At 28.9% G+C, this 22,909-nt stretch carries 21 protein-coding genes; 10 read left to right on the forward strand and 11 right to left on the reverse strand.

Annotation, left to right across the window (positions count from 1 at the left end; translation table 11 throughout):
• Positions 1 to 4 precede the first annotated feature (4 nt).
• Positions 5 to 1,156, forward strand: coding sequence for a glycosyltransferase (locus WC663_02995; protein MFA6296293.1), 1,152 nt, complete (start codon positions 5 to 7; stop codon positions 1,154 to 1,156).
• On the opposite strand, the gene WC663_03000 is transcribed toward WC663_02995, so the two are convergent.
• The 7 genes from WC663_03000 to WC663_03030 are packed head-to-tail and all read right to left on the reverse strand — an operon-like array spanning position 1,153 to position 7,945.
• Complete coding sequence (locus tag WC663_03000) at positions 1,153 to 2,307, reverse strand: glycosyltransferase family 1 protein (protein ID MFA6296294.1); 1,155 nt, start codon at positions 2,305 to 2,307, stop codon at positions 1,153 to 1,155. The two genes, WC663_02995 and WC663_03000, sit on opposite strands and share 4 nt — an antisense overlap.
• Entirely contained in the window at positions 2,304 to 2,918 is a 615-nt protein-coding gene (locus tag WC663_03005; GenBank protein MFA6296295.1) for a methyltransferase domain-containing protein, read from the reverse strand. Before WC663_03005 ends, WC663_03000 begins: the two co-directional genes overlap by 4 nt.
• Positions 2,915 to 4,357, reverse strand: a complete 1,443-nt coding sequence (locus WC663_03010) for a flippase (protein ID MFA6296296.1) — start codon at positions 4,355 to 4,357, stop codon at positions 2,915 to 2,917. The genes WC663_03005 and WC663_03010 overlap by 4 nt, the downstream gene beginning before the upstream one ends.
• A 1-nt stretch (position 4,358) precedes the next feature.
• Positions 4,359 to 5,288: a GDP-mannose 4,6-dehydratase gene (locus tag WC663_03015; protein ID MFA6296297.1), complete on the reverse strand. Its 930-nt coding sequence runs from the start codon at positions 5,286 to 5,288 to the stop codon at positions 4,359 to 4,361.
• Positions 5,288 to 6,352 (reverse strand): GDP-mannose 4,6-dehydratase, encoded by a 1,065-nt coding sequence (gmd, locus tag WC663_03020; GenBank protein ID MFA6296298.1) that lies wholly within the window; start codon positions 6,350 to 6,352, stop codon positions 5,288 to 5,290. Before gmd ends, WC663_03015 begins: the two co-directional genes overlap by 1 nt.
• A 4-nt stretch (positions 6,353 to 6,356) precedes the next feature.
• Positions 6,357 to 7,457: a UDP-galactopyranose mutase gene (gene glf, locus WC663_03025; GenBank protein ID MFA6296299.1), complete on the reverse strand. Its 1,101-nt coding sequence runs from the start codon at positions 7,455 to 7,457 to the stop codon at positions 6,357 to 6,359.
• A 53-nt stretch (positions 7,458 to 7,510) separates the two neighbouring features.
• On the reverse strand, positions 7,511 to 7,945 hold the full coding sequence (locus WC663_03030) for a DUF1616 domain-containing protein (protein ID MFA6296300.1): 435 nt from the start codon (positions 7,943 to 7,945) through the stop codon (positions 7,511 to 7,513).
• A gap of 150 nt (positions 7,946 to 8,095) precedes the next feature.
• Between WC663_03030 and cysD the strand changes: the two genes are divergently transcribed.
• From cysD to WC663_03060, 6 genes are all read left to right on the forward strand, one after another.
• Positions 8,096 to 8,899 carry a sulfate adenylyltransferase subunit CysD gene (gene cysD / locus WC663_03035; protein MFA6296301.1) on the forward strand — a complete coding sequence of 268 codons (804 nt, stop codon included), beginning with the start codon at positions 8,096 to 8,098 and terminating at the stop codon, positions 8,897 to 8,899.
• Positions 8,900 to 9,039: 140 nt separating this feature from the next.
• Positions 9,040 to 10,281 carry a GTP-binding protein gene (locus tag WC663_03040; protein ID MFA6296302.1) on the forward strand — a complete coding sequence of 414 codons (1,242 nt, stop codon included), beginning with the start codon at positions 9,040 to 9,042 and terminating at the stop codon, positions 10,279 to 10,281.
• A 116-nt stretch (positions 10,282 to 10,397) separates the two neighbouring features.
• Complete coding sequence (locus WC663_03045; protein ID MFA6296303.1) at positions 10,398 to 11,111, forward strand: hypothetical protein; 714 nt, start codon at positions 10,398 to 10,400, stop codon at positions 11,109 to 11,111.
• A gap of 68 nt (positions 11,112 to 11,179) precedes the next feature.
• Positions 11,180 to 12,949, forward strand: a complete 1,770-nt coding sequence (locus WC663_03050) for a metallophosphoesterase (GenBank protein ID MFA6296304.1) — start codon at positions 11,180 to 11,182, stop codon at positions 12,947 to 12,949.
• A 47-nt stretch (positions 12,950 to 12,996) separates the two neighbouring features.
• Entirely contained in the window at positions 12,997 to 13,161 is a 165-nt protein-coding gene (locus WC663_03055) for a hypothetical protein (protein MFA6296305.1), read from the forward strand.
• A gap of 88 nt (positions 13,162 to 13,249) precedes the next feature.
• Entirely contained in the window at positions 13,250 to 14,695 is a 1,446-nt protein-coding gene (locus WC663_03060) for a flippase (protein MFA6296306.1), read from the forward strand.
• 65 nt (positions 14,696 to 14,760) lie between these two features.
• On the opposite strand, the gene WC663_03065 is transcribed toward WC663_03060, so the two are convergent.
• From WC663_03065 to WC663_03080, 4 genes are all read right to left on the reverse strand, one after another.
• Positions 14,761 to 16,863: a DUF6541 family protein gene (locus WC663_03065; GenBank protein ID MFA6296307.1), complete on the reverse strand. Its 2,103-nt coding sequence runs from the start codon at positions 16,861 to 16,863 to the stop codon at positions 14,761 to 14,763.
• Between the two features lie 2 nt (positions 16,864 to 16,865).
• Positions 16,866 to 17,069, reverse strand: a complete 204-nt coding sequence (locus tag WC663_03070; protein MFA6296308.1) for a hypothetical protein — start codon at positions 17,067 to 17,069, stop codon at positions 16,866 to 16,868.
• 37 nt (positions 17,070 to 17,106) lie between these two features.
• Positions 17,107 to 17,691 (reverse strand): hypothetical protein, encoded by a 585-nt coding sequence (locus tag WC663_03075; GenBank protein MFA6296309.1) that lies wholly within the window; start codon positions 17,689 to 17,691, stop codon positions 17,107 to 17,109.
• A gap of 62 nt (positions 17,692 to 17,753) precedes the next feature.
• Positions 17,754 to 19,889 (reverse strand): hypothetical protein, encoded by a 2,136-nt coding sequence (locus tag WC663_03080; GenBank protein ID MFA6296310.1) that lies wholly within the window; start codon positions 19,887 to 19,889, stop codon positions 17,754 to 17,756.
• Positions 19,890 to 19,966: 77 nt separating this feature from the next.
• On the opposite strand from WC663_03080, the gene WC663_03085 reads away from it, so the two are divergent.
• The 3 genes from WC663_03085 (at position 19,967) to WC663_03095 (ending at position 22,899) form a co-directional block, all read left to right on the forward strand.
• Positions 19,967 to 20,917: a glycosyltransferase family 2 protein gene (locus WC663_03085; protein MFA6296311.1), complete on the forward strand. Its 951-nt coding sequence runs from the start codon at positions 19,967 to 19,969 to the stop codon at positions 20,915 to 20,917.
• Positions 20,918 to 20,984: 67 nt separating this feature from the next.
• Positions 20,985 to 22,046: an adenylyltransferase/cytidyltransferase family protein gene (locus tag WC663_03090; GenBank protein ID MFA6296312.1), complete on the forward strand. Its 1,062-nt coding sequence runs from the start codon at positions 20,985 to 20,987 to the stop codon at positions 22,044 to 22,046.
• A 58-nt stretch (positions 22,047 to 22,104) separates the two neighbouring features.
• The gene (locus WC663_03095) at positions 22,105 to 22,899 is read left to right on the forward strand and encodes a CDP-alcohol phosphatidyltransferase family protein (GenBank protein MFA6296313.1); all 795 of its coding nucleotides are present in this window, start codon (positions 22,105 to 22,107) and stop codon (positions 22,897 to 22,899) included.
• The last annotated feature ends 10 nt before the right edge of the window (positions 22,900 to 22,909 follow it).

Below are 22,909 nucleotides of genomic sequence, written 5' to 3' on the forward strand. Positions count from 1 at the left end.
TTGTATGAAAGTCGCAATAGTACGTGGAGCAACAATCAATAAATGGGAAATGCAAAATTACGAGCCTCTCGCAAAAAATTTTAGCGTAGAAGGAATTTATGCAAAGCCACAATTTTTTAAAACAGAAGATATAAAATTACCGCTTATGAATTTTTTTTCTCTGGCAAAACCAATTAATGATTCAAAAATTGGCCATTATTTTGGTGAATTCTTTTTTGGCAATATAGATTATCCTTTTTTTCTAACAAAATATTTATCAAAATTCGATATTATAAATACAATTGAAACATTTAATCCTTATACTATCCAATCGCTAGATTCAAAAAAGAAAAATCCTAAGCAGAAAGTTATTGTAACAGTATGGGAAAATATACCATTTAATAATGAATTTTTCAATAAACAACGATTAAACAAGAAAAAAACATTGAAAGAAGCGGATCATTTTATTGCAACCTCGATTCGTGCAAAAGAAGCATTGATACTAGAAGGCGCTGATCCAAAAAAAATTACAGTCTTGTATATGGGAATAGATCTAAACAGATTTAAACCTCAGTCAAAAGATACTGAAATGCTTAACAGACTAGGATTTAAAAAAAATGATTTTATTATTCTTTGCATCGGCAGATTGGTTTGGGAAAAGGGGATACAAGATGTCTTAAAATCGGTGGCAAGCATAATAAGAAAAAATTCAAAAGTTAAATTATTGATAGTCGGGGACGGTCCTATGTCTAAGAAAATTACTTCATTATCGAAAAAAATGAAAATTGATAAAAATATCAGATTAATTAAGAACTTTCCTTATCAAGATCTACCAAAAGTACATAACTTGGCTGATATCTTCGTCTTGCCAAGCATTCCAGTAAAACAATGGCAGGAACAATTTGGTATGGTTTTTATAGAGAGCATGGCATGCGCCAAACCAGTCATTTCTACATTATCAGGATCAATTCCTGAAGTTATCGGGGATGCGGGAATCTTAGTATCACCAGCAGATAGCTATGAATTGTCTAAAAAAATAGATTTATTGTATAAGAACAAGAATTTAAGGATTGAGTTAGGTACTAAAGCAAGAAAAAGAGCATTAGATCTATTTGACTGTCAAAAAGCTGGAGAAAAAATAAGTCAAATATTCCAAAAAGTTTACAATCAAAATTAAAGATTAGCAAAAATATCAATAGTTTTTAAAGCAGCTCTATCCCATGTAAATCTCTTAACATTTTCGTGGGATTTTTTAATTAATTCATTTCTAAGATCAGAATCGGATAGAATTTTTGTCATCGCATTTTTTATTGAATCAGTATCTAACGGATCAACTAAAATCGCTCCAATGTTAGCAATCTCTTTTAATGAAGAATTGTCAGAGGTTACAACTGGACATCCAAATCGCATTGCATCAGCTACTGGCAAACCAAAACCTTCATAAAGAGAAGGAAAAACAAACAATGCAGCATTTCTATACAAATTAGGAAGATCTTTATTATCAATAAAACCTGCAAAAATAACGTTCTTTTTAAGATTTAATTTAGAAATAATACTATCTAGTTCAATTTTATCATTTGTTGGAATCTTGCCAGCTAAAATTAATTTATAGTTGTTCTTAATATCTAAATCTAATTTATTGTAGGACTCAAGAATCATTTTAACGTTTTTTCTAAAATCATATCCGCCTAAATGAAGAATATATTTGCCTTCAATTCCGTATTTCTTAATATTTGATTTTTCTAATTTATCGAACCTAACATCTACTCCAGGATATGCAACAAAAACTTTATTTCTATCAAATTTAATTTTTGAAAGTAAATCATTTTTAGCACTTTCAGAAATTGCTAATATTGCATTAGAATCAGTAAAACTTTGCAAATAATTAAGATATTTTTTCTTCAACTTTTCAGATCTTAAATATTGCTTTTCAAAAATCAGCGGAATCATATCAAAAAATACTCTTATGACTTTATAGTTTCCTTTCTGAATTCTAAAATCGCTATCACCAGTAGAAAAAGTCAACAAAATATCAACGTTATTTTTTTCGAGAGTTTTTTTAAGTAGATAGCTTTCAATAAACTGAAAATTTCTATAAAAATTAAAATAAATATTACTATCAATAAAAGATAATGGTTTTAAAATAGTATATTTTTCTAAATTAAGTATGCTAAAATTTGAAAAATTATTATATCCAATTATAAAGAATTCATGATTTCCAGAATGCTTTTCAAGCAAAGATTTTGTCAAATTTTTTGCAACGTAACCAAAGCCTCTGTAAGAGTAGGGTAAAAACTGCGCGATTCTAACATCTAAAGCAATTTTCATTTTTTTGCTACTATATAAGAATTTATCCCAGTAATTTTTAAATTAATAATGCTCTCAAAACTGCGTTTTAGATAATCGTATATGCTATTAGCAGAAATAAGACTGCATGAATCAACAATTTTAAAACCCTGTTCTTTCAATAAATCAGAAAGCAAGAGTAATGGATATGGTCGAACATGAGTTGGATCAAGCCAGAATATTTCTGACATAACCTGAAACGAAGCAGAATTAGGAGTTATAATACCCAAAACTCCTTCGTCGGACAAAGAATTATAGCAGGAATGCAATAAATGCTTTGCATCGTTAACGGAAAAGTGTTCAATGATATGCCCCAAGAATATGCCGTCAAACTTATTTTTATTTTTGTTCAAAAAATCTACAATATTACTCTTATAAACATTCAAGTTTTTTTCTTTGCAACATTTTATTGATTCATCGCTATTGTCAACCCCGATTGATTTAACGTTAATTCCTTTTAACATTTCCATAAAAACTCCTCGACCACAACCTAGATCTAGAACATTTTTGCGACCTGCAAAAAAATTCAAAAAATATTTTTGAGTTTTATAGACATCTAATTCTGAGCCACCAAAATTATATTGAGATTTCATCTATTTAAGATTAGCTTTAAAAATAATTTTATAACATTTTTATCAATAACTTTAAACATATATATTAAAACAGAATAGACGATAGCGCTTAAAATTATTACAACAAAAAGATTCAAATTCAACACAAAATAAACAAAAACACCCATAATAGCAGTACACACAACTATCTTCAAAACACTTAAAATAGTAAATCTTGATATTTTAAAATTGTATTTATGACTAAAACAAAGTAGTAAAATAAATGCTAATATTTCTGATAAAACAGTTGTGAAGCTTGCACCAGCAGCTCCATACTTTGGAATAATAAACACGTTGGCAACAATATTAAAAATTGCTGCAATAATGATTTGATAAGCTACTATTTTTTGTAAATTAACAACATTCATAAGATTGGCGATGGATACATTCAAGAACATAAATACTAAAGCCCAAATCAGAACTCTCAGTGAGGATGAAGCTGCAATAAACTTTTCGCCATAGATAAGCAAAATAAGTCTATCAGCTAGTAGAGCTGTTCCGACTCCTATTGGAAAAGCAAAAATCGCCAAAATCCTGATTGATATTTCAAACAATTTCATTAGTTGTTCTCGAGACGATACAAAAAGTTTTGACATTATCGGATATATCGATGTAATAACAATTCCTTGTATAAAATTCAATGCAAAGATTAAATTATAAGCTGCATTATACAAGCCGACTTCGCTATCTCCTTTAAAAAATTTAAGCATTACGCTATCAATACGATAATAAATTGTCACAAATATTACTGAGATACCAAACGGCAAAGCTAGCTTGATAATATTTAACCAATGTTTTTTTGCAAAAGTAAATCTAATTTTTGCCTTAAAATAAAAAATATAAATCAATAATGACAGAAGAAATAGAACAATGCTAGAAGCGAGATAAAGAAAAGCAAAGTCTACAGCATTTGCATTAACATCTATCCTGATCAAAAAGAAAGCACCTATCAAAATAACCAAAGTCGAAACAATTCTGCCAATTGAAACATACTGCATCTTATTAAATGCCTGAAAAACTGAAGTTAAAATTAATGCAAACGAATTAATAATTGCTGTAATAAACAAAACAACAATTATAATATTTAAATCATGTCCGTAGTTTACAAAATATAAGATTAATCCAGTGATTAAAGACGTGACAAGAATTAAAATTATTTTAATGAACAAAACATTATTAAAATAGGAATTCATCTTTGACTCGTTTTTAGAAATCTCGCGTATCAGAATTGCAGATAGTCCAAGATCTAATCCAATACCACAAATTTCAACAAAAGACATGCCAAACATTAGCATGCCGTAGTCATCAACTCCTAAAAATCTAGCAGAAATTACTACATAAAAAAAATTGATAATCTTAGAAAGAATATCAGCTGTAAATAAAAACAAAACATTTTTTGTCGCAGTCTTTGCTATTTCCATGCTAATTATTTTTAATCCACCAATTCAAACTATCTTTCAAAGTCTTATCGATATTATATTTGAATTTAAAACCAAGTTTTCTAAACTTTTTATTGTCTCCTTTTAAATCCATAATATCAACTGGCCTAAACTTATTTTTATCAATAACAACCTTAACTTTCTTTCCAGACATTTTAATCATTTTTGAAAGCAAGCTCTTAATTACATAAGACTTGCCGGAACAAACATTATAGGTCTCATGGCTTTTTCCTTTTTCAAGTAAAATTCGATAAGCAGCGACAACATCTCGAACATCGCTAAAATCACGTTTTGCATCTAAATTACCGACAAAAATTTCAGGTTCTGATTTTTTCAACTTTATCTCTGCTAATTGCTTAGCAAATTCTGGAATAACAAAAATAGGTTGTTGGCCTGGCCCAGTATGATTAAAACTGCGTGAAACAATCCAATCTAGATTTTTATAATTTAATAATAATTTTTCTTGCTCAACTCTTGATTTTGCATAAGGACTTTCCGGATGCAATTCAAAAGATTCTTTAAGAGGCAATACTTTTGGCTTGCCATAAACTTCAGCAGAAGTAATAACTAATATTTTAGGATTAATATTTAATTTAACAATTGCATCGAGCAAATTCTTAGTGCCTTCAACATTTATTTTTCTACATAATTCCGGTTTGTCCCAACTATCTTTAACAGAACTAAAACCAGCAAGATGAAAAACAAAATCTGGCTTAATTTTATTTATAACTTGAAAAACATTTTTTTTATCCAACAAATCGCATTTTAAAATCTTACTAGTTACTAGTTCCTTATTACTTGTTCCAGTTCTGTCTATTCCAAAAACCTCATATTTATATTTTAGCAATTCTTTTGCCAAATATGGTCCGACAAATCCTGATATTCCTGTTATTAAAGCTTTCTTTTTCATCATTATGCGTTAGGTTTTATAATATTAGTTTTAAGAGCTGCTAGATTGATATCACCTTTGCTTCCAAAATTCAATTTTTGATATTTCAACATTTCTGCTGACTTACTTTGCTCTTTCAATCTTGCAATATCAGCATCAACCATCATTGTTACAAGTTCCTTAAAGCTGACTTTTGCTTTCCATCCTAAGATTTTCCTTGCCTTGCTTGGATCACCAACAAGAAGATCAACTTCTGCAGGTCTAACAAATTTTTCGTCAACATGAACATAATCTCGATAATTCAAACCAACATGAGCAAAAGCAATTTCACAAAATTCTCGAACAGAATGTGTTTCACCAGAGGCAATAACATAATCATCTGGCTGATTTTGTTGCAACATTTTCCACATCATCTCAACATAGTCGCCAGCAAAACCCCAATCTCTTTTGGAATCTATATTTCCCATACGTAATTCAGACGCCAAGCCTAATTTTATTTTAGCTACACCATCAGTAATTTTTCTTGTTACAAATTCCAAGCCTCTTCTTGGCGATTCATGATTAAATAAAATTCCAGAACAAGCAAACATTCCATAACTTTCGCGATAATTAACAGTAATAAAATGTCCATAAGCTTTCGCAACGCCATAAGGAGAACGAGGATAAAAAGGAGTATCTTCGTTCTGCGGAACTTCCCTTACTTTTCCAAACATTTCCGAAGACGAAGCTTGATAAAATTTTGCATTTGGACAAGTTTGTCTAATTGCTTCCAAAATATTTGTAACACCCAAAGCTGTTACAGATCCTGTTAAAATAGGTTGATTCCAAGAAGTTGGTACAAAAGATTGAGCAGCAAGATTGTATACTTCAGAAGGATTTGATTGTTGCAAAGCGCTTCTTAATGAATTTTGATCAGTCAAATCTCCTTGAATCAGTTCAAGTTTATCCATGATATGGCTGATTCTGCCAACTGTTTCAGTGCTAGAACGTCTAACCATTCCAAAAACCTTGTAACCTTTAGATAATAATAATTCAGCTAAATATGATCCATCTTGTCCAGTTATTCCTGTTATTAATGCTTGTTTCATTGTATTAAACCTTATTTTTTAATTTTTTAAATAAATTTAAACTACTAAAAATGACATCGTCCATATCGTAATATTTATATTCAGCCAATCTTCCAATAAAATAAACATTCTTTAATTTAGACGCTAATTTAAAATATTGATTATATAATTTTTGATTTTTTGGTTCAAAAACTGGATAATATTGCTCGCCAGTTCTTGACGGATATTCATAACCAACTGTTGTTTTATCTATCTTTTGTTTAGTTGCATGTTTTATCTCAACAGCTTTCGTATATTTATGTTCATTCGGAAAATTAATTACAGTATAATCTTGATAAAAAGGTTGATTATAGTTCTTAAATTTAAATTTTAACGATCGATAGGGCAGCGCGCCAAATTTTTTTTCAAAAAAATCATCAATGCAACCAGTATAAATCAAAGTTTTATAATCAATCTTATCTTTTATCTTTTTAAAATCAGTTTTTAATTTAATCTCGATATTTTTATGTTTCAATATCCTTTTAAAAAGATCAGTAAAACCATATTTTGGCATAAATTGGTACGGATCTTCAAAATATCGATCGTCAGTATTTAATCTTATTGGCACTCTTGCAGTTACTAATGCATCTAATTTTTTCGGATGCCTTTCCCATTGTTTAATAGTGTAATTCTTAAAAAAACTTTCATAAATTTCCCAACCAACTTGTGAAACAACTTGTTCTTCTGCATTTTTAGGTTTTTTAATCTTTACCTTAATTTCATCTAAATACTTTTTGCATTCTTTCTGATCAAAATCTTTACCAAAAAATTTATTTATCGTATTCAAATTAATCGGCATATCATAAATGACATCTTTGAGACAAGCCTTAACTTTATGTTCATATTTATGCCATTTTGCAAATTTTGATAAATAATCAAAAACTTCTTTCTTATCAGTATGAAATAAATGAGCACCATATTTATGGATCAGCACACCAGACTTATCATAACAATCAAAACAATTACCTCCAATGTGATCTCTTTTATCAATAATCAAAACTTTTTTATTAAGTTGCGATGCCAATCTTTCAGCAATCACTGATCCAGCAAATCCCGCACCAACTACAAGATAATCATATTTCAACATAATAGAATGCAGCAAGTAGTAAGTAGCAAGTAGTTCTTTCTACTTTCTACATTCTACTTTCTACTTAAACTTATATAATTCTTTACAACTATTATTGTTACCCCAATTAAAATAATTCCAAAAATTTCAATCATTACACTCAGCAGATTTATTTTTACACCAATCTTATTTACAAAAAATATCACTAACGGCACCAAAGCCAAAGATAAAGCAATAGATAAAATAATTCTTTCAACCCAATCAATACCGTCATTTTTTTCGTCAGAACTATTTATCAGCGTCGTATCAGCGTTAGTATCAGCGTCAAATCCGCTTCTACGAAAAAAGACATAGCTCCACACAAAACCAGGAATAAATAAAACATAAATAATTCCAAATACCAATCTAAAAGAATTTGCAAAACCAAGCCAAATAGAAGATATTAAAGCAATGATTGACAAAATTGCTAGAAATATTAATATAAATTTAATGATTTGTTTTGGATCCATGTATTTAGATTATCTTCTTTATTTTAACCTAAAAATAAAAAAAATCAAGGAATTATCTACAGTTTGATACTTGCAAATAATTATACTACAAGCTACAATTAGAGTGTTGAAATTATATTTTATTTTTTAGAAACTTAAATTATTAAAAATATGACACATTTAGACAATCTAGAAGCAAAAAGTATTTACATTATTAGAGAAGCTTACAAGCAATATCATGACATTGCTCAACTTTGGTCAATTGGTAAAGATTCAACAACATTATTATGGCTTTGTCGAAAAGCATTTTATGGTCACTTACCATTTCCAGTTATGCATATTGATACTAGCTTTAAATTTAAAGAAATCTATCAATTCCGCGATGAATATACAAAAAAATGGAATTTAAAATTGATTGTTCATAGGAATGAAGAAGCCTTAAAAGCTGGAATGAATCCAAAGACAAAAGACAAACTTGAATGTTGTGGTCAATTAAAAACAGAAGCTCTAAAACAAGGAATTGCTCAATACAAATTCAAAGCTTTATTATTAGGCATCAGACGCGATGAACATGGCATCAGAGCAAAAGAAAGAGTTTTTTCGCCACGAAATCAACAATTTCAATGGAACTACAAAGATCAGCCAGCAGAATTATGGGATCAATATAAATCAAAACAAGCATCTGAACAACACATTCGCGTACATCCGCTTTTAGATTGGACAGAAAAAGATATTTGGGCATATGTAGAAAGAGAAAATATTCCAATCGTTGATTTATATTTTGCAAAAAATGGCAAAAGATTCAGATCAATTGGCTGTGAAACATGTTGTGGTCCTGTTGATTCTAATGCATGCAATGTTCATCAAGTTGTTGAAGAATTAGAAACAACAAAGGTTGCTGAAAGATCAGGCAGAGCACAAGATAAAGAAAGTGTTTATGTGATGAATAAATTGAGAGCACTTGGTTATATGTAGTCTTTATAAAGATACAAGAAACAAGATACAAACAATTTCCAATATCCAAATTAAAATAACCAAACGCGACGAGTTTGAATATTGGTTATTGAAATTTGTTTGTATCTTGTATCTTGATTATTTATTTAATTAAAAAAAATATGTTAGAAAAGCAATATTTGAAATTGGTCATAACTGGTCACGTTGATCATGGTAAATCAACTTTAATTGGTCGTTTGCTTTATGATACCGGTGCTGTTCCAGAAGACAAAGTTGCCGAAGTAAAGCAAGTTTGTGAATCTTTGGGCAGAGAAATGGAATTTGGTTTTATTACCGACCATTTTCAAGAAGAAAGAGAGCAAGGAATCACAATTGATACAACTCAAATATTCTTCAAAACAGAAAAAAGAGAATATGTCATCATTGATGCTCCTGGTCACAAAGAATTTTTGAAAAACATGATTACTGGCGCTTCACAAGCTGAAGCAGCTATTTTGATTGTTGATGCCAGCGAAGGCGTTCAAGAGCAAACAAAACGCCATGCTTATGTTTTAAGTATGCTTGGTATTCAACAAGTTATTGTTGCCGTAAATAAAATGGATTTAGTTGAATATAAATTAGATAGATTCAATGAAGTTGTCCAAGAATTAAAAACATTCTTATCTTCAATTAATTTAAAACCAACTTATATCATTCCAGTTTCAGCAAACAAGGGTGAAAACATTGCCAAAAGATCAACAAGCATGAAATGGTACAACGAAAAAACAATTTTGGAAGCTTTAGACAGCTTTACTCCGCTTAAAGATAAAGCAAATGAAACTTTACGTTTTCCAATTCAAGACGTTTACAAAGTAGGTGATAAGAGAGTTTTGGTTGGCAGGTTAGAATCAGGTTCAATCAAGCAAGGTGATAAAATAATCATGTTGCCATCAAATAATGAGTCAGAAGTCACATCCATTGAAGAATTTGGCAATCCAAATAAAAAAGAAGCTCATGCAGGCGAAAGCATCGGCATTACAATCAAAGATGATCCTTTTATTGAAAGAGGAGAAATAATTTGCAAAAAAGAAGAAGCACCACAAGTTTCTGATACAATCAAAGCAAATGTTTTTTGGATGTCAAAACAAGGCTATAAAAAAGGCCAAAAAATAGTTTTCAGATCAGTTACTCAAGAAGTTCCAGGAACAATTTCAATAATTAATAAAAGAGTAAATTCATCAACATTAGAAACCTTAGAAGAAAATGCACCAGTAATTAATAATACTGAAGTTGGCGAAGTTACAATAAAATTAGAAAAACCAATTGTAATAGACGCTTTTTCCAAAGTCCAAGAAACAGGACGTTTCGTTCTTGCTGATCAATATGATACTGTGGCTGGAGGAATTATTCCAGATATTAAATAATTTTACGAGAATCTAGAATTTAGAATCTTGAATCTTGAATCGAATTTAGAATGTAGAATTCTAAATTCCAAATTCTTCATTCATTCTAGAATCTAGATTCCAGATTCTAAATTCTTATGTTTATAATTCTAGGTTACGATGGTTTGGAATACGATTTTGTCGAAAAAAACAATTTTCCAAATCTCAAACAACAATCACATGGCATGACAGATTTGTCCGAATTTAAAGAACCAAGAACAATTGTTATTTGGTCATCTTTTATGGTTGGCAAAAATTTAGAAGCAGACATCTTGAAGCAAGGCGCCAAAATGTGGGGTTCAAAAATCAAACCAGAAGATACTTTTTTAAAAAATTTCAAAAGCCATTACACAATTGATGTTCCAGGATTTTCCTATGTCCTAAAACAACATGAAACAGAACGCGATTTGCTAAAAGGCTTTTTTGACAAAAAAAATGGAATTAAAGAATTTGATAAATGCGCCTTTGACCATCACAAATTTGTTAAAGAACAATTTTTTAAAGAATTAAAGACTAATAAAGATTTAGTTTTTGGCTATTTTAATTTAGCTGATGTTGTTGGCCACTTGAGTTTCGGACAAGAATTAAAGATGAAATTAATCTATCAAGAATTAAATGATATTGCCAAAAAAGTCCAAACAGAACACCCAGATGCAACTATATTAATCATTTCTGATCATGGTATGCAAGCCATTGGCCAATTTGGCGATCATTCAAGACATGGTTTTTGGTCATTAAACAAGCAAATTAGTTTAAATAACCCAAAACCAACTGACTTCGCTAATTTGATATCTCAAAATTTTCAAATTTAAGACTTAAAATATTTCTTGTCAAAAGCAGGAACATAAGTTAAAATTAATACATAAAGAACAAACAAATCATGAAAAAATTTGTTATTTTTTGTATAACGATCTTTACTTTATTCCAAACAAGTAATTTTGTTTTTGCTGAATCAATTATTGTCACTGGTATAAAACAAAATGAGTTACAGCCAATCAGAACTTATAGTTTGAATACAGGTAATAAAATTAAAGAATTTTATCCATATGGAAAATATTTTTCTGGTGGCATTAATATTGCTGTAGGTGATCTAACTGGTGATAATAAAGATGAAATCGTTGTCTCACCAAAAAGCTCATGGCAACCAGAAATTAGAGTCTACACAAAAAGAGGAAAACTCCTTTCAAAGTTTTTAGCTTATGGAAAAAGTTTCAAAAACGGCATCGATATTGCAGTTGGCGATACAAACAATGATGGCAAAAAAGAAATTATTACTGCTCCTGGCATACATAGCGATCCGATATTAAGCATTTTTAATTATAAAGGTAAAAAAATAATGCCAGATATTTTGGCATTTCCAACAAATTTCAATAGAGGATTAAGTGTTGCTACAGGAGATATAAATTCTGACAGCAAAGACGAAATTATTGTTACAACTAATTCTGGCCAAGCGCCATATGTAGAAATTTATAATGACCAAGCAAAAAAAATCGGACAATTTCTAATCTTTGACCAAGAATTCAGAGGCGGAGTAAATATTGCAGCAGGAGATATGAATAACGACAGTTACGATGAAATTGCTGCTTGCCAAGCATCACAAGGCACAGCATGCAAAATCTTTCGTTTTGGTTTCAAAACAAATGCTGTAAAAGAATTGAGTGTTGTCAAATATCCAACGAATATTATTCCAAATTTCGGCAATGTTAATTCAGACAATAATAAAGAATTATTAATCTCTGATAGCAAAAAACCAATTTTAAGTAGTTATAGCTTGGCTTTAAATTCAAGAACAACATTAAAATTAGCAAATGAAAACGTTCATTCAGAAATAGCTTTTATTCCTGATAATACTTTCAATTTTGTTGTCTATGGTGATACTCAACAAGTAGATCGTACAAATCATTTAAGAATAATCGAAGGAATTAACAACCAAAAATACGATTTTGCCTTTCATGTTGGCGATTTTACCCAAGATGATTCTGTTAATGAATGGGAAGTGTTTCAAAGACTGGAAAGCTCTATCATCAATAAAACACCCAAAAAAGGATTAAGCTCTGCTTTTTTTCCTGTCATTGGAAATCACGAATATGCATTAGATAATTATTTTACTCTTTTTAATACTTATCCAAAAAATCAATCATATTATTCATTTGATTATAAAAATGCCCATTTCGTAGTACTAGATACCGAAACTGATTTTTCTATGGGCAGTACTCAATATGATTGGTTAAATTCTGATTTAGCCCTAACAAACAAAACCTGGAAAATTGTTTTATTGCATCGTCCTCCATACAATTCAAATTATAAATACAATTATTTTCATCCCAATGTAGATGTTAAAAATGATATTGTTCCAATATTAGAGCAATATAAAGTTAATATAGTCTTTGGCGGACATTCTCATATTTATGAACGGACTTATCCGATTTTTCAAGATCAAGCAAATTTTGTTAATGGAATCACATATGTTATAACTGCTGTCGCTGATTCAAATCCAATTATGCCAAATTGGTGGACAGCAAAAAGCAAATCAGAATCATCATTTGTTAAAATTCAATTACGTGATAACATACTGAAAGGATACGCATATAACGAAATGCAAGGCTCGATAGACAAATTCGCAATCAATTCTAACTTATCAAATTTATAATAATTCAGTTTTTCTTCGCAACTTATTAAACTTATATTTATTAAGTAATGCCAAGAAAGCTAAACAAAATAATGTGTGATTGTACAAAATGCGATTGCGGATGCAATTGCGAACATGATGAAGAAGAAAAAAAAGATGATCAAAAAGAATATACGAATGATGAAGAAAAAATGATCAAGGACAAATTAAAAGGTCTAGGTTATCTTGACTAAAAAATCTCAAATTTACACAAATTTAGCACGAATTACACAAATATTAGTTCGTGAAATTTGTGTTTAATTTGTGTAAATTAGCGATTCTATGTTTAAAAGGTTATTATTTGATACAATGTTTGCCTTATCAGCAAATACAATCTTCAAAGTATTGAATGCAATCATTGTTATCGTTCTAGCAAACTATTTAGGACCTGATAAATACGGCATCTATTCAACAGCCATTGCTTTCATTGGTATTTTTTTAGTCTTCAGCGATATGGGCTTAAGAATGCTTTTAATTCAAGAAGGCTCTAAAGATATCAAAAAAGCGCCAGTTTATTTTGGCAATGCAATAATATTTCAGTCAATTCTAACTGTTTTAGTCATTCCGATTCTATTTATTACTTCAAAATTATTTGGCTATTCACACATTACAGTTATCTTGATATTGGTTTTAGGTCCAGCTTTATTTCTGATTGAACAATCTCGAGTCAGTTGGGCAGTTTTAAGATTAAAAAATATTAATAATAGCGTTTCAATTTCTGAAGTCTTGCAAGGTTTTGCATCATTAGGCGCAATATTTTTTATCACAAAACTTTCCGATACTCCTACAAATCAAACTCTATTTTATATTGCCATTTCACAACTTGTTATAAATTTTGTTTATTTTATAGTTTTATTTATCTATGCCTCAAAAGCTGTTTTTAAGCCAGAATTTGCTTTAAAAGCTTTAAAAGGCATGCTGAAAAAATCATATATTTTTGCCTTGTCAGAATTATTTTTCACTGTTTATTTTCAAGTCGATCAAATCGTAATATCAATCATAAAAAATGCTCAAGACGTTGGTTTTTATTCCGCACCATTTAAAGTCATTATTTTCTTTCTTTTTATTCCAAGAATTTTAGTTAGAATTTCACGTCCATTCATGTACAAACTGTTTTATGGAGGAATGGACAAATACAAAAGAATAAATATTTTTTTTCATCGATATTATTCAGCAATTGGCATTCCATTAGGCATTCTAACTATTTTGCTAGCTCAACCAATCATTTTGTTTTTGTTTAAAGAAAAATATTCAGCTTCAATTCCTGTTTTAAAAGTTTTTGGCTGGTTTATAATGTTTTATTTTATCTCAGTTGCATCTTCACAATCTTTAACAACATTATTAAAACAAAAAACATTAACCAAAATTCAAGCGACAACAGTTATATTAAATCTTATTTTAGATATTATTTTTGTTTGTTATTTTGGCTTCGTCGGTGCTGCTTATGCCACATTAATTGTCCAAATCATCGCATCATGTCTATTCATTTATTTTGATGCAAAATATATGCAAGAAAAAATAATAAACATAATAAAACCGCTATTTTCAATAATAGCGGCGGGAATCGGTATGGCAATTTTTACCTATTTATTACGTAATACAGTAGAATTTATACTCTTAGGAATAATGTCTTGTTTCGTTTATATTTTATTTCTTTATATTTTCAGATTTTTCAACGAATATGATATTAAATTATATCAACAAATAATTAAGAAAAAACATAATTAATTTTGACAATATCTCGATATCATAATATCCGTAATATTAACCAATTTAAAATAACAAACCTAAAACTATAAATTATCTTTATTGATTTTGAATATTATAATTGATCCTAATTTGTCTGAGTCAAAAAACTCAGCTTTTTTTTCTAAAAAATCTGTATTTAATAATTTTTCCTGATATTTCCAGTCGATGTCAGCTTTTGTACTAAAAGATCCAAGTACTTTTTTGCCAGCATAGACAAATTCAATATTATTTTTTTTATAAAATGATCTCGATAATTCAGAATTTGGATCAAAGATCCAAGGACATTCGCCTTTATAATCATTGCAATCGCTACCGTCGATTACAGCTCTGCCAGTCAATAAATTAATATAGCTACCCCAACTTCTCATTGCTAATGTCTTTGGATAAGATAAAATAATAGCATTTTGGTCAGTATTATTTCTTATCCAAGATAAAGCTTTTGCATCAGAATCTTGCAATCTAACTTTTTGATTATATTCTGTTGAATCTTTAATGAAATTTAATGTACTAAATGACAATATTAATATTAAAACAATCTTGAGAGCTAAATAGCTTTTATTTCTCAAAAATAATCCAATTGTCAAGAAAAAATAAGCAATCATAACTATCAAAGGCAAAGCTAAATCCAAAGCAAATCTATTAGGTAAAATAAAAAATGAAAAACGAGTCCCAATAAACAAAGCGATAGCCCAGGAAATTATAATAATTTTTTCAGCTTTCTGTAGAGACTTAAAAAAGAAAAAGGGGATTGATATCAAACCAAGGCTAAATATAAAAACACCTAAATGATTATCATACGCTTTCCAAGATACAGCTAATTCTGGTATTTCCGAAGTTACGCTCACATCGTTAATTTGGTTATTTACAGACATTGCACTTTGGAATTGAGCAATTATACTATTTAGAAAAATTTGAGAATAATATTCATAAGTCAAAGGCAATATTAGGACAAACAAAGAAAATATAAGAATTAAGAAATTTTTAAAATAAATATTCTCAAAAATTTTTAAATGTTTTTTAAAAGAATCAAATCTCGATAAAAATTTAAGAATAAGTAATAAAAATGCTATCAAAAACAAAGTCAAAATCATATATGTACTCGATAGTGAATGAGTCAAAAACACTCCACCAAAGAATAAAAAACATAATATTATTTTTTTATAATTAATTTCTTTGCTCAAAAATAGATCCTTCAGAAATGCCAAGCCAAACAAGAATAAGCACAATCCAGCAAAAAGATTTAGATAAGTACCAGTTGAATAAGAATTACCAGGCTGTCTTGATATAAAAACTAGCAAAACCAAAGAAATAATTGCTATCAACTCATTTTTAAATAATTTCCTCACCAAAAAATAAAAAGCAAGATAAGAAATAATAAAAATAAATGGCACGAAAAATATTGTTGTTGTTACAACGTCTTGACCAGTAAAAAACGTTTCTAATGCTAATAGAGTGTGAAATAATGGGGGATCTAAAGATCCTTCCCAAGCTTTTGTAAAACCTTGTTCAATAATTCCTTTTGCTTCAGTCATGTGTCTTGTTGGATCATCACCTGGAGGAACAATGTAGTTATGATGGAAAATTCCGTAATAAAAATGGAAAGCTAGCAAAATAATCAGCAAAACCAAAATTATCGCTCCGAGATTATTTTTAACAAATTGCCAAAAATTAACTTTTTTTGATGCTATTATCGCAGAACTAAAAAAATTCTTATTAAAACCGTTTCTCAAAGAATAGATTGATTGAGAAACAATAAATTCTTTGACAAATAAAATTATCAAGCCAATCATAATCAACAACGATATTTCAATCGCAGAGCTTAACAATGTAATTTTCACACCAAGCTTACTTGATAGAAACACAATTAAAGGCGACATTACAAAGGATAATCCAAACGACAAAATTATTCTATCCGCCAATCTTATAGAACCATTTTTCGGCGTTCTATCAGCGTTAGTATCAGCGTTAAATCTGCCTCTAAGCAACAAAAAGCCCCAAACAAAACCTGGCAAAAATAAAGCAAACACACTTCCTAAAACAAATCTTAAAGATTCAAGTGCTGTAAATTTAAAAGTCAAAACAAAAAAAGCAACCATAGCAGATGCAATAAAAAGAAAAACGCCAAAAATAACTTTTTTATTACTCATTTTTATTTTTTTATTTCGAAAGAATCATCTGATACAAAAGCTAAGATAATTCCGAAAGCTAAGCCTAAAATCAAAACAATTTGACTGTTTAAATATCTATCATTAATCACATAATCTGTCCAAGAGTTTAAAACAGTTAGCAGAATAAACAATATCATACTTAATAAAAATCCATATTTACAAATTGTAGCTAAATATTTTTTCATATTTTTGAATTTATCAGCGTTAAATCAGCGTTAGAAATCAGCGTCGAATCAGCGCTTGCTTCAATCTTGCATAAAAATTCTGCATTTCATTTTTACTATAATTTTTCTTTAAGTTTAAGTCAATTTCAGTCAGTGTTAACAAATTTTGATCTGTTACACCAGCTGCAGAAATCGCAAAAGTCAGCTTATTATTTTTAATATAATAATTACTCAACAAAAATTCTCTCAAATTAAAATTAGCACATGCTTTTTTCCATTGTGAATCGATATCTGTAACTTTTGTATCAACAAATTCATATTTATCAAATGCTTTTTCAGCACCTAATCTTATTGAACTTGGCTGTCCACTATATTTTACGCATAAATTTGCATCATTAAAATTGGGTGGAATTCTAACTGAAAAATAAATTAATTCTGCCTTAACTTTTTGCGAATAATCACTGCCAACATGTTCAACGGGCAATAGTCTATACCAAGGATACGGATTAGAAAAACGCAACGAATCATCAGGATTAAAATTATAAACAATTGTCATATTCTTATCAAACACAAAAAACATTGATAAAACATAGATTATCACTGCGACAAACAGAATCCAAATTATTATCTTCAAAATTTTCATATTTGTAAAATCAAAATGTCAGCGTCATATCTGCGTTAGAAATCAGCGTCGAATCAGCGATTTTAGAAGTTTGCTTCCAAAGAATCTTCTAAATAATTTCTAAAATCTTCGATAGCATCAACATCATAAACTCGTTCAGATAAATATAAATTATTTTTATCTTTTGCTTTATATAAACTCAATGATAGAAAATTATCAACAGAAGATAAAGCTGGCACATTATACATTTTATCAGCAACTTTTTTATCTTTTGTATCGCTATTTTTAAAATATTTTATAGATAGCGTACTAGAACTTAATGTTTTATAGTTCAAATAATTTTTCTTTAATAATTCCAAATTATCAACTCTATACGGATAAACAATTAGTTCATCTTTTGCCACAAGAAGATAAACATGATCATAATCCATTACTATTTTATTTAAAGTTTCAAATGATTTTTCATCCAAAAAAGTTTTTAATTTGATAATAACGTCATCATTATCTAAATCATTTTCAAATTTATTTGCTTCAACTAAAAATTCTTTTTTAGAAAATAATTCTCTTCGAGGAACTGCATTAACATTATATAAATAATGTAAAACGTAAGACCATTTTTGCCAAGCCCATCCAGGATTCATTACGACTAAATCGTCAGTTTTAAAATTTTGGCTAATTTTTTGCAACTCCTTATCCATTCCATAATTTTCTCTATAGAAAACAATTGGCAAAGATATCAAAAAATTTCCAACAATTAAAACTATGATTGCTTTCTTAACAAAGCTTGTTAAATTTGAATTTAAATTGCTTAATCTAAACCATACAAAAGAAACAAGAATAAAGATGAAAGGCAAGAATATCGGATAAAATCTCCTCATAAACCAAGGCTGATCAATTGCAATTTGTGCTCGAAATAAAAATAATAATGAAGGCAGACATAATATAACTAAAATAAATTCTTCTTTTTTAAAGACTTTTTTGTAAAGTCCAATCAAGACGATAACAAAATAAAACAAAATTAAGTAAAAACCTAATGCTTTAAAATTGAATTGTATTTGATAAAATGACCAAGCCAGATTTGAACCTTTTAAAAATAAAACAATTTCGTATAAACAAGCACCTAAAATGATTATACTGAAAATAATTCTTTGACCATTATTCATTAAATAATCAATTGTCTTTTTGCTAAAACCAAAAGCATATTTTCGAAGAAGATAATATACGATTAAGCATAATGCCAAAATCAAAAGCAAAACTAAAAAGACTTTAGAAAACAATTTCCATGGATCGTAAAATTGTTTATAAAAATAAGCTAAGCCATTATATTTCTGCAGATACGCACCAAAAAATACTAAAGAAGCAACAGTTATGCCTGCACAAATAAGAGAATTCCATCCTAATTCGATTTTTTCGCCAAAATAACTAACTCTTAATTTCTTAATAGCCAAAATAATTAATAAAATTGCGATTGCAACAGCAAAATACAGTAATGCCTCAGCACGAATAAAGATACAGAATAATAATGAATATAAACCAAAAAACAAACTAGATATTTTTTTGTTCTTCAAGCCTTCCATAAATAATAAAATTCCAAGCCAGAAAAAAACCATAAACAAATTTTCTGAATTCAATCTCTTCGTAAACCAGAAAGTAGTATAAAAAGTACTAAGCAACAACAACGAAAATAAAGCAGCCTTTCTGTTTGCCAAATCAGAAACAAGACAATAAATCAAACTTAAAAACAAAATCATTAATAAGCAATTCGCCCAAAGCATTGCATTTATTCCGCCAAAAAGAAAATAAACAGCTAAATAAACAATATAGCCAGGCAAAAATTGAGATGTAAAAACATTTCCTTCTAAATTTCTAAAACCTGAATAAGCATGAGTCAACTGATCATTAAAAGATAATGAACTAGTTTTAGTCAGCATAATCGCTGCTGACATATAACTCGCATCATCTCTGCCAGAAGGAATTCCATGATGAAAAAAAGAAACAATTAAAGAAAAAACAATGATTGCTCCAAAAACAATCAGATCTTTTCTCTCAAGCTTAATTTTTTGTTTTCTCAGAAAAATCCAAGCTAGAAAACCTATACCAAATAAAATTAAAGATATAATTACGCTAATTTTATTAAACCAGCCAAAAACAGCCAAACCTAGCAAAAAAGTTAGACAAAAAGCAAAAAATAAAGTAAAATATTTTAAACAGTTAAACATATTAAAATTTATTCAGCGCAATATCAGCGTTAGCAATCAGCGTCAAATCAGCTTCTACAAAAGATTATAACATAAAAATGAAAAATCAGGAAGTTAACAACTGGCCAAAAGTAACAATCGTTTTTCCTAATTGGAATGGCAAAAATGATACTTTAGAATGCTTGAAATCATTAGCTAAGCTTAATTATCAAAAAAATAATTTAGAAATAATTATTGCCGACAATGGTTCAAACGATGGCTCTCAAAAAGCAATCAAGCAGGAATTATCAAAAATGACTGGTTACGCAAACTTGAAATTAATAGAAATTGGCCAAAATATTGGCGCTCCAGCTGCTCTGAATCTAGCAATCAAATCTGCAAAACAAAATTATGATTTTATCTGGAAATTAGATAATGATGTTGTAGTTGATCAAAATTCATTATTATGTTTAGTCAAAGAAGCAATAAAAGAAAAAAATATTGGCATGGTTGCGGGCACAAATTACTATTATGATCAACAAACAACTATTTGGGCAATTGGTGGAAAAGTTAATTTAACATTTGGATTAAGCCGTAATATTGGTAAAAACAAACAAGACCAAGATCAATTTAAAAAAGATTCTACTTTTGATTATTTGCCAGGATGTGCCTTATTAGTAAAAAAAGAAGTAATTCAAAAAATTGGCTTGCTAGATGAAAAATATTTTGTATATTATGATGAAACAGATTGGAATATCAGAGCAAAACAAGCTGGCTTTGATTTAGTCTACATTCCAGAAGCAAAAATCTGGCACAAAGCATCAAGATCAACACAAGAAGGAAGCATTTTTAAAAACTATTACTTAACCAGAAATAAGCTATTATTTATCAAAAAATTTAATAATAAAAAGCTAAATATAGTTTTACCGATTGCCGCGATCTGCTTAGTTGACCTTCCATTCCGCTGGATTTTTAGAAGCAAAATAAAAGATCTGCCGAATATTTTAAAAGGTGCGACTTGGGGAATAATCGATGCCTTAAGTAAATATCCTAAAATAAGAAAGTTCTAGAGTTTAGAAATTTAAGCATTAAAAATTTAATAGAAATTAGAAATTGAAAATTAGAAATTCGCTATATATGCTAAAATTTTTCTTCAAATATTTAATTAAAGATAAAATCAGACTAACAACTTTCAACAAATTAGTTATTTTAAAATTGTTAAAACATTCCCTCAAAAAATCAGAAATGCCAGAATCATATCTCTATGAATATAATGCCAAAACAATTCAAAAGACACTTGACTTCATGCACAAAAAACAAGATACAATTGATTCAATGTGGTTGCAAAGAGGCTTAATCTGCGAAAATAAAAATTTTAAAGACACATCAAAAATCGCCAATGGTTCAACAACCACACTCAAACAAACTAATGGCAAAAATTATTTAACTGATGAAGATTTGAGTTTTATCGAAAAAAATGATCCAGAAAAAGCAAAGATAATTAGAGAAACACACCTGCAAATGGAGGATTTCTATAAAAAAGCACTGTGCAATAAAAACTTGATTTATCATCCTGAAGAATTAGCAAAAATAGGCCAAATCTTAAATCAAGGCTTAGCTTTTAAAAAAGATTTTACTTTTCATCGTGGAGAAATTAATAATTCCTTAAAATTATATTTCAATCGAATAGGGGAGTTCAAAAAAATAGATAAAACTGGAATTTTTGTTTTTGATGAAAAAATTGATTTATTAGTAAAAGGTTCGGAATTTATTTTTAATTTAAAAACTGCCAAAGCAATCGAGAAAAAAACTGGAGGAAAATTTTATGCTTTAAATCCTTTTGCCAAAAAATATATTGCTCCAAATGTTATCAGAGTTTTAAATACTGGAGTTTATGATTTGCCACATCTTGGCCATGCTTCAAAAATAAAGAATCTAAAACAAGCAATTGCAAAAAATGGCAAATTAATCATTGGTTTAACCAGCAATAAAAATGTCCGAGGCATAAAAAACAAACAAGTTGTATTTTTAGCAAAAGACCGTAAAACAATGCTTGAATCATTAAAATATCCAGATAAGATAATTCTTGAACCAGGCAATAGCAAAATCTTCAAAGAATTCTATAATTACGCTCAATTACCTTTTTATACAAAAACAATTTATAATTTTAAATCCATATTTAACAGAACGAACAATTGATAATAAGATTCTGCTTTTTCTGCGTTAGCTTCTGCGTTCTTCTGCGTCAAATTAAAGTATGCCCACATTAACAGAATTAAAAAGAATCTGCCGTAAAAAAAATTACCATAACTATTGGTCAAAGATTTTTTCTCGCCATATTTCCATTTATTTCACTTGGTTTTTTTGTCATACACCAATTACTCCAAATCAATTAACTTTTATTCAAATAATTTTAGCTTGGCTAGCAGGATTATCATTAATTATCTGGCAATGGAACGGAATTATCGCCTGGATAATTTTAATGCAATTATCATTTATCTTTGATCTAGTTGATGGAGAAGTTGCGAGATATAAGAAAAAATCATCTTTATTTGGTGTAATCTTAGATTCATTTGGCCATGTCTTAATTAATCCAGCAGTATATTGGAGTCTTGCAATTTTTGTCTATTATCAAACATTTGATGTCTGGATAATCTACTTAACAATTATTTTATCAATCTTTTTAATTTCTCCATCAAAACACGCTTTAATGCGCGGAATTTTATTTTTAACAACCAAAAAAGACAATCCAATCTATAATTACGAAAATCTAAGCAAGCAGTTTAAACAAGAATATCTTCCTCCAAAACAAAGGAATAGCTCTCTAAAACAAGTTGAAAAAATATTGAAAACAATCTCCGAATTTCCAAATGACATGAATATTTTCTGCATTTTATTAATCTTAACTCTAATTTTTCATAATACATTATTCACAACAATTGGCTTGGTTTTCTTTTCTGGATTAATAATCATAAAAGAATTTTACTTTTTATATCAAATCAAAAAGAAGAATTTAATTGAAAAAGAATACCTCAAGATTTATCAAAAATAAACTAAAAAAC

It is taken from the genome of Patescibacteria group bacterium (genome assembly GCA_041662665.1).
Taxonomy (GTDB): Bacteria; Patescibacteriota; JABMPQ01; order JABMPQ01; family JAQVVF01; genus JAQVVF01.

Coding starts and splice junctions, on each gene's coding strand:
- WC663_03060 (MFA6296306.1), top strand. CDS start 13,250: ATGTTTAAAAGGTTATTATTTGATACAATGTTTGCCTTATCAGCAAAT.
- WC663_03040 (MFA6296302.1), top strand. CDS start 9,040: ATGTTAGAAAAGCAATATTTGAAATTGGTCATAACTGGTCACGTTGAT.
- WC663_03010 (MFA6296296.1), bottom strand. CDS start 4,357: ATGGAAATAGCAAAGACTGCGACAAAAAATGTTTTGTTTTTATTTACA.
- WC663_03085 (MFA6296311.1), top strand. CDS start 19,967: ATGAAAAATCAGGAAGTTAACAACTGGCCAAAAGTAACAATCGTTTTT.
- WC663_03075 (MFA6296309.1), bottom strand. CDS start 17,691: ATGAAAATTTTGAAGATAATAATTTGGATTCTGTTTGTCGCAGTGATA.
- WC663_03030 (MFA6296300.1), bottom strand. CDS start 7,945: ATGGATCCAAAACAAATCATTAAATTTATATTAATATTTCTAGCAATT.
- WC663_03090 (MFA6296312.1), top strand. CDS start 20,985: ATGCTAAAATTTTTCTTCAAATATTTAATTAAAGATAAAATCAGACTA.
- WC663_03050 (MFA6296304.1), top strand. CDS start 11,180: ATGAAAAAATTTGTTATTTTTTGTATAACGATCTTTACTTTATTCCAA.
- glf (MFA6296299.1), bottom strand. CDS start 7,457: ATGTTGAAATATGATTATCTTGTAGTTGGTGCGGGATTTGCTGGATCA.
- cysD (MFA6296301.1), top strand. CDS start 8,096: ATGACACATTTAGACAATCTAGAAGCAAAAAGTATTTACATTATTAGA.
- WC663_02995 (MFA6296293.1), top strand. CDS start 5: ATGAAAGTCGCAATAGTACGTGGAGCAACAATCAATAAATGGGAAATG.
- WC663_03055 (MFA6296305.1), top strand. CDS start 12,997: ATGCCAAGAAAGCTAAACAAAATAATGTGTGATTGTACAAAATGCGAT.
- gmd (MFA6296298.1), bottom strand. CDS start 6,352: ATGAAACAAGCATTAATAACAGGAATAACTGGACAAGATGGATCATAT.
- WC663_03070 (MFA6296308.1), bottom strand. CDS start 17,069: ATGAAAAAATATTTAGCTACAATTTGTAAATATGGATTTTTATTAAGT.
- WC663_03095 (MFA6296313.1), top strand. CDS start 22,105: ATGCCCACATTAACAGAATTAAAAAGAATCTGCCGTAAAAAAAATTAC.
- WC663_03045 (MFA6296303.1), top strand. CDS start 10,398: ATGTTTATAATTCTAGGTTACGATGGTTTGGAATACGATTTTGTCGAA.
- WC663_03065 (MFA6296307.1), bottom strand. CDS start 16,863: ATGAGTAATAAAAAAGTTATTTTTGGCGTTTTTCTTTTTATTGCATCT.
- WC663_03005 (MFA6296295.1), bottom strand. CDS start 2,918: ATGAAATCTCAATATAATTTTGGTGGCTCAGAATTAGATGTCTATAAA.
- WC663_03080 (MFA6296310.1), bottom strand. CDS start 19,889: ATGTTTAACTGTTTAAAATATTTTACTTTATTTTTTGCTTTTTGTCTA.
- WC663_03015 (MFA6296297.1), bottom strand. CDS start 5,288: ATGATGAAAAAGAAAGCTTTAATAACAGGAATATCAGGATTTGTCGGA.
- WC663_03000 (MFA6296294.1), bottom strand. CDS start 2,307: ATGAAAATTGCTTTAGATGTTAGAATCGCGCAGTTTTTACCCTACTCT.